The sequence below is a fragment of the Parageobacillus sp. G301 genome (assembly GCF_030268025.1).
Lineage (GTDB): Bacteria > Bacillota > Bacilli > Bacillales > Anoxybacillaceae > Parageobacillus_B > Parageobacillus_B toebii.
In genome coordinates this window covers 649572-663526 of record NZ_BSDB01000002.1, presented here as the reverse complement: position 1 = coordinate 663526, position 13955 = coordinate 649572, and the positions used below count along the sequence as shown (strand labels likewise).

Genomic DNA, 13955 nt, shown 5'->3' with positions numbered 1-13955 from the left:
AAAGAATAATAAATTTTTGTTGACTATAAAATACATGGTTCGACCACTTTCGAGCATCGTTCTTCTAAAGAAAAAATCCGCGAGAATCTTCCGGTATCATTTTTTCATTTCTTATGAACAATGGATAAATGGTTATGAATCTTTACTGAACAGTTAATACCCCATTATGCGACCTCTTCGCTCCTTATCAAACATAGTCAGTACGATAAATAGGAATTTTCCTCCCACAAGTGCTTATGATATAAAAACTAAGTTTAAAGGAGGTATTAAAACCAATGACAAACCATTTGTCTATAGCTATCGACACTGGGAAACATAGCACGAAGGCCGTTGCGGCAGTCAATCAAACTGTACAGAAAATACGATTTAGAACGAAAGTGATGGAGGTTCGGGATTTAGGAGTGGAAATTGCAGCGAACAGTTATCTCATTGAATACGAAGGAAAAGCATATCTTATCGGGGATATGGTCGCAGAAGATAAAACAAACTATGATATCAGCAAACATTCAATGGAACACTTATTATGTATTTACCTTGCAATCACCAGATTCATTGAAAAATCTGAGTCAGCAAAATTCGGAATACCGAACATCCGATTGGCTGTTAATGTACCGCTCAGCATATATAAAAACAACACTCTAAAAAGAAAATATGAACAATTTATATTAAATAATCAAAAAGCGGTCTCTCTGCGAGTAAACCATAAACCGTATATTTTCAGGATTCAATCTGTTCTCCTTCTTCCTGAGGCAATAGGCCCTGTCTATTCAAGGATTTCAGATTTTAGAGGAAAAAGAGCTTTGGTAATAGATATTGGTTCATTAAACATTAGTTATTGTCTATTCAATGACCTTGTTCCACAGCTGGATACAATGATTATGGGTAACTTGGGCATCAATATTTTGCGTTCTAAAATGGCGGAAACCTTAACTTCTAAATTTGGAATATTGGTTTCCAATGAAGACATTGAACAAATTTTAAAAGATGGGTATTTGTACGCAAACGGCATTAAGCAGGAGGATAGCAGAGAAATCGTTGAAAACCTCATTTCTGCTCATGTGTCAGAAATATTCAACTACGCAAAAAGCCGTGGAATCACATTTAATAATACGAATGTAGTCTTTTGCGGTGGAGGTTCTGTTTTATTGAGAGAAGCTATACTAAGGCAATATCCTTCAGCAAGCATTGAAAATGATGGCCAATTCGCAAACGTTCTTAGCTACAAAAAGATAATGGAGGCAAAAGGACTTGTCTAAGAAAAAAATCAGCATCAGTTTTAAGCAAAACTGCTCTCATATTTATGAATACTTGAAAACAAAAGATAATATCAGCAGTTATATTTGTAAACTCGTGGAAGCTGATATGTATAAAGAACAACATTCAACGGATTTAGAAAAAACTGTTGAAAAAATCCTCTTAAAAATACTTCAAAATAACCATATGTTTGAAAATATGCCTTTTCATAATTCAGATGAAAATAAACTTTCTACGGAAGATATAGATTTAATTAATCAGCTATTTTAAATGCATGTAACGTTATAAGAGCCAATGCTTTAAAATTGGCTCTCATTATTTCTTTTCACCTTTAATGATGTGTATTTGCAAAAATTTTATTGCGTATATACGTTTTTTCTGATGTTATGTCCTTTTGAAATATATCCTTTATATTTATTAATAAAAGGAAATCCTGTTCCATGCGTTGATTATCGTTCCCTACGCAGGAAAAAACATCTTTTAGCTAACTTTTGATTTTTTTGTAAAAAATTCTGTGATGTTTTTTCCTGCGGATTGATAACAAATCAAGAAATTTGTTATTTACCTTAAGTCTTCATATTTTTTGTTGGAATTTTAAACCATATATTTTTAATGCCATATATATAGGTTTATGTTTTCCGAAAGTTGCAAGATGCTGAAGCCATTGATATATCAAGGTTTGTAAGGTCTTTTCTCTGAAAAACGTCATTAAACTCTAACCTTCAATAATGTTGAGATTTGATTTTTTATCTCTTCAATTCTTTCAATTCGTTTTCTATTCTTGCTATTTCAGCTTTAATCATTAGATTTGCAAATTTCTCCCTTAGCCTCATTTTTTCAAAATTTTTCCCTTCACCTTTATTTATTTTTCTTTTTCCATGATTACAATCCTAATTGATTCGATAAATAACATTTTATTCCACAAAAATTTTATTTACCCATTCATTCTTCTCTTTTTATAATTAACATTTTATATTAAAATTGAAAAACTGCTGGTACTTTTCACCAGCAGCTCATAACGCTTATTCGTCTAAGATATTTGCAAATATCTTTTCAATATAAGCATCGTCTTCTTTCTGAAATAAAACATTAAGGGCTTCTAACTCTTCTCTGCTTCCCCAATGTGATATTTCACTATAGGGAGTACCGGAAATGATAAATGAGTTAAGAATGATATTTTTATCTTGTTCTTTCAGGGTGTTTTGAATATCTTTAATGGTCTTTGATAACTGAATCTTTGCATCGGTTTTACCTCGTAAATTTCTAATACCTTTAGGGTCAATAAATGTAATATATTGCTTGTCCCTATAAATGAGCCACATAATAAAATCTGGATAGAAGTTATTTGCTTCAAAAAAGCCAATTCCAGCTTTACTTTTATTTCTTAAGAGATAAAGTTCTTTATCGCTAAAGAAGGAGGTATTCGCCTCATAAAAACCTTTTAAATCAGAAACAAAGTTACGTTCCCCTTCATTTAAGTTAACTGGGCTAACTTCTATCTCAGTTGCATTCTTTTTAATATAAATTAAAGGATTGTACAGATGTTTTTCAAATTCTAATGGTTCAAAATTTCCATACGAGAAATTCTTAAATTCTATATCCTTTAGTTGTCCCGACTCAATCATTTCTTTTAATTGAGTCAATTTGCTAATCAACGAATCGTTTTCTTCTGGTTTGTTGATAGTAAATACATACTTATCTTCTTTTATAAAATTTGCATCGTCTTCTTTAAGCTCTTCATATTGAAGATGTGGAAATTCCCACTCAGCTTTTTTGTGCTTATAAAAGAAATCACAATACTTTTTAAGAAGCACAATGGCAATCTCTTGCCATTTCTTAAAATTTTTAAAATCGTTGAATTCAAGCTCTGCTTTTGGAATATATAATGTGTACCAATTAGGATTTAAAAGCAGTTCTTCCAAACTCTCCTTGGTGATAATAAGATTGTACCAACCCTTCAAGTTTTTATATTGCTGGATTTTAAAGAAAACATCATCCATATTGATAAACGCAAGGTGTTCTTTGCTTAATTTTTCTGTATTCAAAACACTACTGTCATTAGAGTTTGCGAAAGATGTTTGAACTTGGATTTTAGGATACCAATCAACCACAATCTTATTATTAATTGTTTCTCCGTTTATTATAGATAGCTTTAGTTTAGGTCCTTGTTTTTTGAAGTCTAATCCACTCTTAATCTTGAGTGTTTTTAGCTTCCCTAAATTCACATTTTTATTCCGTATAACTGGAAGCTCAATATATAAGGATTCAGTTTCAGTATTAATTTCTTCCTCTTTTAGATACTCTTCAAACTGCTTCATATAATCGGCTCTTATACCAAAAATATTAAGCGTTTCAAGAATATCTAAATACTTTGGGATTTTCAATTCTGGATTTTCCTTTTTAATGAATTTGCTACGTTTTAAACTAAACTGATAACCTTTAAGTCTAACGCCTCTTCCAAAAAGTTGAATAATTTCAGAGCCTTCTGATTGTCCTACATTCATTAGTCCCATCGTGCTAACACGCCAACTACTCCAACCTTCAGCAAACTTCTTTGAACCTATAAGTACATTCACAGTTGAGTCGCTTTCATTAATCTTTTTAAACAATGAATCAGAAAATTCTCTTTCACCAGTTATTAAACCATTTTCATCACAAAGTTTTAAGAGCTTTTTATCATTTCCAACATTAATGACCCCAAAATAATCATTTTCTCCTACCCTGATGCCAATTTCCCCAGTCACACCTTTTAAGTTCTCTACATGAAGTTCTGCTTCAGGAGTATTTGAATTAAATACCGTTTTTAATACATCCCTATATATATCTGCAGAACTAATAGCTTTACTATGTAAATATTTAAATGTATTTCTAAATATTTCCCTACCTTTATTATCGAGTAATCCTGAATTTCCTCCAAGCAATCTTTCTATTCGTTTCACACTTTTCGCTTCATTTTTGACAAAATCAGAGAAGAATTTTAAGATATCCACCACGTCAGAAGCCTCTGTGTTTTTCTTTCCTTTTAAGACACTTGCTCCAACAAAAATAAGTAGTGGATTGTCCAGCATGAAAGCAGAGAATTCTTTTTTACGGTCTTCAAATAACCTTTTTTGTTGATAAAACGTGAGTAAACAAGCCGTAAGATAAAGTTGACGTATATCTTCATTGCTATCATCTTTAAGATTTAATATATGATAGTCTTTTCCGTACCCATCCATATGAAAGTATCTATATGAATAATCAAATAGGATACACTTGGCATATTCTTGTATTAAGTCATTTTTCCCTGAGGCTCTCATAGCTTGACCAAAAGTAGCAGAGTACTCAAACGAAAAACCATTTTCGCACAATCTATCCCTTTTTCTTATCCAATCTGTACCAGACGTACCTCTGTGACCTTCATCGACCAGGACAAGGTTGTTTCCTTCAAAGGAATCAATAGCAACGGTTTTTTCTCCTTCTTCTTCTTCAATTTTATAAATATCAATAATCTCAATTGTTCTCTCTGCTAACCTTAGTAATCCACCTACATTTTTATCAAATAATTCGGCTTTTAGTCCAGACAATTTAAATTCTTCAAGATGTTGATTCGAAAGTCCTTCGTTTGGTGTTAAGAGTATTATTCTATTAATTTCTTTCTCTCTTCCCGACAACCTCATGTAGTGAAGATACTGAAGAATATTAACGTGCATGATAAGAGTTTTTCCCGAACCTGTGGCGTTCCAAAAAGCTAATTTCTTCAAATCATTTAGTTGATACAAATCTATCTTATCGCTATCTTCCTTATCCGCATTAAACTGTTCTACATAATTATTGAGTTCTGAAAGCAACTCTTCAGGTTCATTTGTATATTTATCTAAGTAAATCTCTGTAAAGAGGAGAGAGAGGTACTGGAAATACTTCCATGTAACCCCCAACTCTCTTTTTTCGGAAATACGCTGTGTGTGTGCGACTATATTATTATCATATTGGAGAAGCTTATCCGCACTAATTTTACACTTATCTTTCCATTCGTTTATAAGGAAATGATAAAAGTTTGTATTATTATCTTCAGCAAATCCCTCATATTTGGGTTTCTTCATTTCTTTTGCAATTTCTTCAAAATTATTTACCCCGAAGAGCCTTAAAAAGTATTGATTCAAAACTAAGCGTTTATTAAATTTCAATTGAGGTGTTTTAACTTTTTTTCCTCTTTTTGCTGTCTTTGCCATCACTACACCTCCTTACACATCTTGTACATCAAACATGAGTTTTTTGAATTCTTCTTCAATAAGAAATACCTTCCATTTTTCATTATCCAGTTTCAGATTTTGAAGGTTATTATCTCCATTTACATAAATTTTGTCGAAGTCAAAATCTTTTATATGGTGTCTTTTCTTTAAAAAGTAAGCATCTAACACTGCATTGTCTTTTACAATATCATCTGTTAGAGTTCTCCAAATCAAGAGAATTTTTTCTCCAGACAATGTTCTTCCTTCAATTTGTTTAAAAATATACTCTCCATCATCTGCAGAATTTAATTTGACTGCCCCAGGAACATTGCTATTCTTATCTTCGACAGCATTATAACGTTCTTTTTTTGTATTTCTTACCACTTCAAGTCCTAAGAGATAATTAAAAGTTTCAACCAAATCAATTGTTGTCACTTTTGTTTCTAATCCTTTGGCGATTTTAAGTTTATAGTTAAAAGGATTTTTAAACTGGTCTATATTGAGTAAGGACATGCTATTCTCTGTTTCATTATTGAGCATATACGAAAGCATATATTGCTCTCTAAGTTCAGGATACTGCTCAAGTAATGAAATTTGCTCATCTTTTCTCTGGATTACAAGATTGTTCAAAGTATCTTCATACGATTCTAACCGAATATATTTGAATATATGACTTGAACCTTCACGTGAAACTGGCTTTCCACCTTTCCAGTCCTTGGAATATATTATTTTTTGTATTCTCGGTATTAAAACTGAGTCGAAATAGTCCCCCATTTCAATTAAAATATATTTTCTCTTCTTTCCATCCTGCCTATTGAGATTTATAACTGCGTGAGCAGTAGTACCTGAACCTGCAAAATAATCTAAAACAGTTATATCCGTATCAAATATGCTAATTAAACCCTCAATTAATTTACTTGGTTTAGGAAAAGAAAATGTTTGACCATCTCCAAACATGTTTTTAATTTCAATTGTCCCATGTTGAGTGTAAACCCCGTCAATAATTGAAAAAGGCTTGCTTTTCCTTATTTCTCCATTTTCATCTTTTAAATATTGCTTAAAGTTAACAGTATAATTTCCATCGGCTTTTTTGTTAATAACAATTTCATTGTTCCTTAACGCCAACTCAGTTCTCTCTTTTGACCATTGCCATTGTTTTTCTGGCCAAATTTCTTCCCCATTAAACATAATCGGATATCTTAGATTTGGCCTTTCATCCATACTATTTGTAGCCAGGGGTTGCAATCTATATGGTCCTCTTTTTTCATATTTCTCGTCTTTATATTTGTAGTACTTTAGTGATTCTGTATCTGGTGGTGTTTGTATATTCTTAATTTCTCTTTTATTTTTTGCATAGCACAAGATATACTCATGTAATCCTACAAAATATTTGGTCTTAGCTCCTCCACCATACTTTTTCTTCCAAACAATATTTTCAATATAGTTATTGCTACCGAATATTTCATCGAGTATATAGGTTAGACGAATACTCTCTCTATTTTCATCATCTTGGTCTCCGATGCTTGAAAAGAATAACGATTCTTCACCAAGAAAATTCCTACTTAACTTAACCCTATCCGCAATAAAAGACATCCAACTTGAGTGTTTGTAATTATCTTTATACAAAAACCCATCTGAACCAGTATTATAAGGCGGGTCAATATAGATACATTTTATCTGTCCACTATACTTAGTTTGTAATAAATTCAACGCTTGGAAATTATCAGCTTGAACTAATAATCCATCTATTTCGTTATCTAAATTTTCAATAGAATCTATAATATATTCCTTGAATTTTTCATTGAAAAATCTTGTATCCAAAACAAGATAAGGATTTTGTTTTAAGAAGTCGACTGTTAAAGGTTCTTTATATCCTTCTAATTCATCAATAGCAAAAAGTCTTTTCCATTCATTAATTTGTTCTTTATTGCTAATAATTTCGGGATAAAGCTCTTCTGGAATTCTATCTAACGTAATACAATAATTCGTCTCTGTTACAAACTTCTTTTTTAACCACAGTTTTTTTTGAAAATTTTCAATCTGTTCAAGAAAAGTAATAATTTTGTCTCCTATTTTCTTAATAACCTTAATCTTTGTGATATACTGTTCAATTTTCACTTCATTTTCTGTGTCTAAATCATCTAAGAACATCACTTCATTCTTAATATAAAAATCTAACTCTCTTCTTAAAAATCCTCCCAAATCTTTGTGTATAAAATAATCAAAAGTATTTCTGGAGGTATAGTCATTCAGATATTTTTCGAGTAACGTTCTTTTTGGGTTTTTTTCAGTTGGCTGCAGTACAAACAAAGTTTGATATTTAGATAAGAATGCGTCAGTATTAATTTTTTTAGAAATAAATTCTATAGCTTCATCAATTAATTCTTTTTGTTTTTTCTCATGTATTACATATTCAAATTTGATAATAAGCTCCCCGTTTTCTTCAACTAATGGCTCATCTTTATAAAGAACAAAACGTCTTTCTTTGCCTTTCTGAACCTTATTATTGTCTCTTTCTGTTTCAGCTTCTACCAACTTAAAATGAACTTTTTTTCCATCAGGAGTGGTAAAACTATAATCTCTAAAATATTCAGCTGTTTTTATGTAATATTGGTCAGCATTTGCCCAATGTAACTTAACTTCTTCTCCCTCGTAAGGAAGGGCGTACACATCTTTTTTATAACGTCTTAAAGAAATAAAATCCCCGTTATTGTAATAGCGTCTAAAGAAATTTGCGAGATGAGAATAGACTTCATTTTCTGCTGAAGCAATATTTAATCCATTATCAAGCTTAGATTTTAGAGTTAAATATTTGGTGCTACTTTCCAATGGCACACCGTCTTCTTCTAACCTTTTTATCAGTTCTTTTAATTCTTTTTCTATACCTTTTCGTTCTACAGAAACATATTTCTCCAGTTCTTTTCTTACTTGAGGTAATAGGTCCTCATTTAAAAATTTCTCAATTTCTTGTCTTTTGTAATTCATAATTCTGTATATACCAAAATCCAATTCGGATTGGTCGAGTTGAAACATTTCTTTTAATATAGACTTAAGTTTTTCGTAACTTTCGTACACTGTATTTCCTCCTTTAACCATACAGCTTCTCATTTTATCATAAATAAATATTCTTTCTTGTATGCTGATACACGATGAGTTTAAGCTCTTTTTTCCGATTTATTTCATCTCTTAATAAAAATAAAATAAGAGTATAGTTGACTATAGAGTATTATTCAATTCAGAAAGAGAAATATAAGCAACCGAACTTCCAAGTTCAAACTTTTTTAGCAATCGCTCTTCGACACGTTGCAATTTTGATAACATTTCTTCTGGAGCTTCACTGTCTTCAAAGTATTTCCCCCTTTTTTCAGGGTCTTCTGCTACAATGTTCCATTTGAAAGACAGGAACACACACTACTTTGCCTTGATTAATCCTAACCACATATGAATGTAATCAAATCGTCTTTTATCCATATTTTCAATTCCCACGAACAGCTTCATATAAATTTTTTCTTTTTTTAAGAGCATTATGTATTTTTAACAACATAATTTTTTCTTTCATATAAATCCTCCTTTGTCTTTACTTTAATTATACAAAATAAACTTTTTTCATTGTCATTTAATATTTTAATAATGATATTGGCAGTTTTTGCGAAGACAAAGCAAAAACAAAGGCATTGGATAGTCCAACGCCTTTGTAACTTTTACATTGCTATTAATTTTATATCCCTTCTTTATGGTACTTCCACATTTCTCTCTTATCTTCATCAAAGTAATAAATGTAATTTGCGAACGCTAAAATCATTTTCTCAAATATATCTGCCAGCCGATTAACTGTTTCCTCCACATCTCCATGATGTTTGAACTCTAACGCTATCGAGTTATCCCTGAACGCCACATCTTTTCCAATTTTTCCCCTTACAATGTCCTCTTTTTTCTTAATCGCATTGTATATTGGGCTGTTGTTTTCTGAAAAACGCAGTTCTACAAAAGCCATGTTTCTCCTATCACTGATGGAAACAAAATAGTTGCAATCACTCCGACCAGCTCCGAAGGACAGTACACGAATAGTATCTAAATTTGCTTTTTCACGATGGAAAGGAAGAAAATACGGAATTTTTTCTCTAAGACTTTTTAAAAGATATGCATTCCTATCTTCCCTTTTGCTAAAATCAAATCCCTTTTTTCTTACAAAAACCTTATCACCCTTTATAGGCTGTACAATACTTTCCTTCTCTAAGAACTGGATAGGATTCTCTATTGCCAACAAGTTTAGATTCTCATAAACCTTTAGTTTGTGCATTCTATTTAGCATTTCAAGCGGTATTAATATATCGGCATTTATTCTTGACAAATAAAGATTTATCGGCTTGCTGGAGCTCTTTACCGCCTCGTGAAGCTCAACGATATGCTTTTGCTGGAAGTCCAGAGCCTGGTATACGATAATTCCTTGGTCAATCATTTCCACCATCTTTAATATTTTACTCTGATGTGAATCGTTAGATTTGTATAAAAGATTTTCAACAAATATTTCCACCCCCGAATTATAATCTATTCCATACATATCGATTTTCATTCTATTAAAAGGTTTCTCCAATGCTATATCTTCTATATTAAGCTGAAGTTCTTTTTCGAGAATTTGCTTATTTTGCTTCAAGAATAAGGTAAATAAGAATTCCTTTTCGCTTCCATTTAAGCTCATTCCTATAGCCCTCCCTTGTGATAAGAAAAGGAGACCCTAAATAGGCCCCCTCCCCTTAATTACTTGCTTACCTCTTTAAAGTCATCTATCAATTCTGATAGGTCAAACAACTCCTTAATTTTATTATCCTCATCCCAAGACGCTTCAATGATGAACTCAATTATCTGCACAAGAGCTTCTTTCGCATCTTTACTAATCAAGTTATGTTTTTCAATCTTAAAATCATTGTACAAGATTAACTCTGATATCGTAGGAGCTTCTTGTACAGGAGTTTCTGTTGTTGAAATGTCCAACAACAAAGAAAGCGGAATTTCAAGAGCATTAGCAATTTTAGAAGCAATCGGGATGGATGGGGCTTTACGTTCTCCCTTCTCAAGTCGATGAAGATAGCCAGTGCTAACTCCTGTTTTTTCATAAAGCTGTTGTAAAGAGTAGCCCCTTTTTTCGCGCCAGTAACGCAAGGTCGACCCAAAATTGTTAGATACTGCCCGGTCACTTTTTCTCATAATGAATTTCTCCTCCTTTTTCATCTGTCTAATTCTGAAGAATTAGAGCAACCTGTTTAAATTTTTCTGTAATAGAAATCCTTGTTTTAGGATAAGGACTTTATATTATAGATTTTTTAATCTGAAATATTCAGTAATAGGCGGGCTACAACACTTGATTAAGAATATTTTTGTACACTAAAAACAACTTGTTTTATTTGGAAACGTATGATGGGAAATTATTCGTGTGCTGTGTGAAGTTGAAAGGGAGCGTGTCAGTGAATAAATAGATGAATTGTTATGAATGAGTTAGTAAAAATGATGGATAAATTATGAAGAATTACGAAAAAGTTATGAAGGATTGAAATTTTAAAGGGGTATGAAGAATTATGAAATGTTCATAAACAGTTATGATGAAATGCTGAAAGGATTAATAAAAATTATTCAATATGTATGAATCATTGCACCTTATCCCCTAAATCCTATTTCCTTTTCCCCGCTTTATAAACTTTTCAATCTTTTCTTTATAAGGTATGGTTAATAACCTTTCCTGCTCTCATCTTCTATAAAAATCCCTTATTCAATAGATTTTCAGGATTTACTTAATCGGTATCCTTTGTTAAGGTCGTAAAAAAAGGAGATTGCGATTGGCTAAGAACTGCCTAAAAAGCATTCTGAGACGATTAATCATGAGGAAACGATTGATTTTTTGAAAGAATTGGTTGCCATCTTACCGAACTTATATTGTAGTCTTAAAAAACACTGATAATGAAAATGCAGCGAAATACAGAACGTATAATGTGAGTATTTCGTATAGTGCTCATAATCCTCTCCACATTTTGAATGTACAGGAACAAATAAATATATTTATTAAATCGCAAAACAGCAATTTGAGTAGGAGGTGTTTTATCTTGGAAGAACTTTTGAAAATGATGGAGACAGATTTATCGTTAATCCATATTTTAGATAGTTTAAAAAATGATGATAGTGTTGTAAAAGTGTCACAAAAGGTACTTGCAAATAGGTTAGGTATTTCGCAAACAAACATTTCAAAACGACTCAAACGATTAGAAAAGTATGGCTCTATAAGAAAAATAAAAAGTGGTGAATATCGTTTATTAAGCATTGGTTTAAAAAACACACCTTATTCTTTAGTTTTTAATTATTGCATCTTATTTGCCAATATCCTGAGTTGTATCACGACTATAAGCTTCAATCAGAAAAATTGGAGGTTGACTTAACAGAAATTCAAAGAGCATGGGGCTTTATTAATATGTACATACAAAATTCTAAAAGCAGGCAATTTAATTAAGACACAGATGAACAAACCGAACGGAAGGAAGGTATTCAGGATGTGCGAAGGGATGGGGAAAGAGCATGTCGTGTCGTTCGCAAAGTTTCTTCATGAATTGCAAAAAGAGTGGAGATTTCACCAACAGGGTGGAACGAGCTATCGTCAAAAAACAGCAGAGCTTTCGTTAGAAGTGGCACGTAAAGTCAGAGAAGTTGCTCCATTTCTGGAACGGAATGTTGCTAAACAAACCGTTTCTCGTTTACTTCCTGGTCTTGACCATCATCGTGTAGAAGATGTGGCGAAGATGTTGCATGTTATTGCAAAAGAACTCCATATGAATGCCACTCTTTCTGATGAAGTCAAAGCCTATATACAACAAAAAAAGGGCAATAACAAAATAAATAGGATATAGATAAACAGGACAGCAAGGAGAGGAAAAGATGAAGTCATTGGCTATTCTCTCTTATATCTTGGTCTTTGTCACTATTTTATGGTTTTTATATATAGGGAACTATCTTTCCTTGTCCACTAAAGATAAAACAAAAATCAATATTCCGTTTTTTATTCTGATGGTCACTTCCGTATTTTGGATTTCTTATTACTTCTTTTTTGGTTAATATCAGAGGTTGATGCTACAAAAGAACTCCATATTCATACCAATCTTTCTGATGAAGTCAAACTCCTACGTACAACAAAAACGTCAATATCAAAGCCTTTGTCTTTCGTGAAAAAATACAAGAGCTGGGCTATGGCCCCTTTTTTTCTAAAAGTTCTTCTATTATCATCGTTTGCAAATGACTGCTCTTTTTTTATCTACACCTAATCGTGTTTATTCAACAGCTGAAACCTATATAGGGATTCGAACGTATAAATGTCAAAATATCTTTATTAAATTATAGACTCTGGACCGTATCAAAGACCTTTACTAACATCCTTTATTTGTAAAAATATGGATAAAAATTATTGTTAACCTTGTAGGAAAGGAGTAACTGAATGTAAGACATGTATGAAACTTATTACACCATCTTAAATAATTCAGTTTAAGGGCTACTATATACTGAAGAGTTTTAAGGGGGATAATATGGGAAAGAAAGGTATAGTAGGCACTTGCGCTTTATGTAAAGAGCAAAATGTAATCTTAGAAGAAAGTCATATCATACCCAAATTTGTATTTAGAAGAATTATGAAAAAATCTGTAACAGGGTTTATGCGTAATGCTTTTAATCCTAACCAAAGAGTACAAGATGGAGATAAACAATATTTATTATGCGGTAATTGTGAAGATTTATTCAATACATGTGAAACGAAGTTTGCCAATAATGTATTTTATCCATATAAGAAAGGAAAGTTAAAAGAGTTTGAGTATGAAGAGTGGTTAAATTATTTTATTTCTTCTGTTAATTGGCGTAATTTGTATTTAGACATATTAGACTTTCAAGCAAATAAGTCTTTAGCAACAGAAAAATTAGATACATTAATTAGGAACGAAGAGATATTAAGGGATTATTTACTTGGAAGAAGAAATGATATCTCAAAAATAGAAAATCATATTTTCTTTTTTGATGACATAAAAAGAACGGATAAAGTTATTGCTGATGCTGACCCGCATACATTTTTTAGGCATAGTTCATTTGGATATACGGTCATTTGTAATGATTTTAATGGTTATTATGTAATATCCAATCTTTCTGGGATATTAATTTGTACTATATTAGAAAAATCAAGTATTGAAAATTGGGAAAATACTTATGTGAATGTTGATAGAGGGAAGTTTGAGGTGAAAAATCAAAAGGTTAAAAGTCCAGTTATGGGAGACATAATTGACTATATGAATGAAAGCAGAAAGGCTCAAGAGCAATTATCTAAAGAGCAACAAGAGAAAATTCTTAAAGCTATACAAAATAAGCCACAAAAACTTATAAATAGCGAAATATATAAAAACAAATTATTAGACAGGAATTTAAGGGAAAATTAGTTTTATAAAACCTAACAATGGAACGATATAAATTCTC

At 31.6% G+C, this 13955-nt stretch carries 9 protein-coding genes; 5 read left to right on the top strand and 4 right to left on the bottom strand.

Annotation, left to right across the window (positions count from 1 at the left end; all coding sequences use genetic code 11):
* The first annotated feature begins 275 nt into the window (after positions 1-275).
* Both QSJ37_RS12080 and QSJ37_RS12075 read left to right on the top strand, forming a co-directional pair.
* Complete coding sequence (locus tag QSJ37_RS12080; protein WP_285755364.1) at positions 276-1256, top strand: ParM/StbA family protein; 981 nt, start codon at positions 276-278, stop codon at positions 1254-1256.
* A complete protein-coding gene (locus QSJ37_RS12075; RefSeq protein ID WP_285755363.1) occupies positions 1249-1524 on the top strand; it encodes a hypothetical protein in 276 nt (91 codons plus the stop codon). The genes QSJ37_RS12080 and QSJ37_RS12075 overlap by 8 nt, the downstream gene beginning before the upstream one ends.
* A 752-nt stretch (positions 1525-2276) precedes the next feature.
* Here the strand turns inward: QSJ37_RS12075 and QSJ37_RS12070 are convergent.
* The 4 genes from QSJ37_RS12070 to QSJ37_RS12055 all read right to left on the bottom strand — a co-directional run bounded on the left by QSJ37_RS12070 (position 2277) and on the right by QSJ37_RS12055 (position 10670).
* On the bottom strand, positions 2277-5465 hold the full coding sequence (locus QSJ37_RS12070; RefSeq protein ID WP_285755362.1) for a DEAD/DEAH box helicase family protein: 3189 nt from the start codon (positions 5463-5465) through the stop codon (positions 2277-2279).
* 12 nt (positions 5466-5477) lie between these two features.
* Complete coding sequence (locus QSJ37_RS12065; RefSeq protein WP_285755361.1) at positions 5478-8540, bottom strand: site-specific DNA-methyltransferase; 3063 nt, start codon at positions 8538-8540, stop codon at positions 5478-5480.
* A gap of 643 nt (positions 8541-9183) precedes the next feature.
* Complete coding sequence (locus tag QSJ37_RS12060) at positions 9184-10164, bottom strand: hypothetical protein (RefSeq protein ID WP_285755360.1); 981 nt, start codon at positions 10162-10164, stop codon at positions 9184-9186.
* 59 nt (positions 10165-10223) lie between these two features.
* Positions 10224-10670 (bottom strand): helix-turn-helix domain-containing protein, encoded by a 447-nt coding sequence (locus QSJ37_RS12055; protein WP_285755358.1) that lies wholly within the window; start codon positions 10668-10670, stop codon positions 10224-10226.
* Between the two features lie 890 nt (positions 10671-11560).
* Between QSJ37_RS12055 and QSJ37_RS12050 the strand changes: the two genes are divergently transcribed.
* The 3 genes from QSJ37_RS12050 (at position 11561) to QSJ37_RS12040 (ending at position 13918) form a co-directional block, all read left to right on the top strand.
* Positions 11561-11890, top strand: coding sequence for a winged helix-turn-helix transcriptional regulator (locus QSJ37_RS12050; RefSeq protein ID WP_285755357.1), 330 nt, complete (start codon positions 11561-11563; stop codon positions 11888-11890).
* Between the two features lie 123 nt (positions 11891-12013).
* The gene (locus tag QSJ37_RS12045) at positions 12014-12355 is read left to right on the top strand and encodes a hypothetical protein (protein WP_285755355.1); all 342 of its coding nucleotides are present in this window, start codon (positions 12014-12016) and stop codon (positions 12353-12355) included.
* Between the two features lie 669 nt (positions 12356-13024).
* Positions 13025-13918, top strand: coding sequence for a hypothetical protein (locus tag QSJ37_RS12040; RefSeq protein WP_285755353.1), 894 nt, complete (start codon positions 13025-13027; stop codon positions 13916-13918).
* Positions 13919-13955 lie beyond the last annotated feature (37 nt).

Excerpts from the sequence above, each read along its gene's own strand:
- QSJ37_RS12080 (WP_285755364.1), top strand. The coding sequence starts at position 276 with ATGACAAACCATTTGTCTATAGCTATCGACACTGGGAAACATAGCACG.
- QSJ37_RS12070 (WP_285755362.1), bottom strand. The coding sequence starts at position 5,465 with ATGGCAAAGACAGCAAAAAGAGGAAAAAAAGTTAAAACACCTCAATTG.
- QSJ37_RS12060 (WP_285755360.1), bottom strand. The coding sequence starts at position 10,164 with ATGAGCTTAAATGGAAGCGAAAAGGAATTCTTATTTACCTTATTCTTG.
- QSJ37_RS12055 (WP_285755358.1), bottom strand. The coding sequence starts at position 10,670 with ATGAGAAAAAGTGACCGGGCAGTATCTAACAATTTTGGGTCGACCTTG.
- QSJ37_RS12040 (WP_285755353.1), top strand. The coding sequence starts at position 13,025 with ATGGGAAAGAAAGGTATAGTAGGCACTTGCGCTTTATGTAAAGAGCAA.
- QSJ37_RS12045 (WP_285755355.1), top strand. The coding sequence starts at position 12,014 with ATGGGGAAAGAGCATGTCGTGTCGTTCGCAAAGTTTCTTCATGAATTG.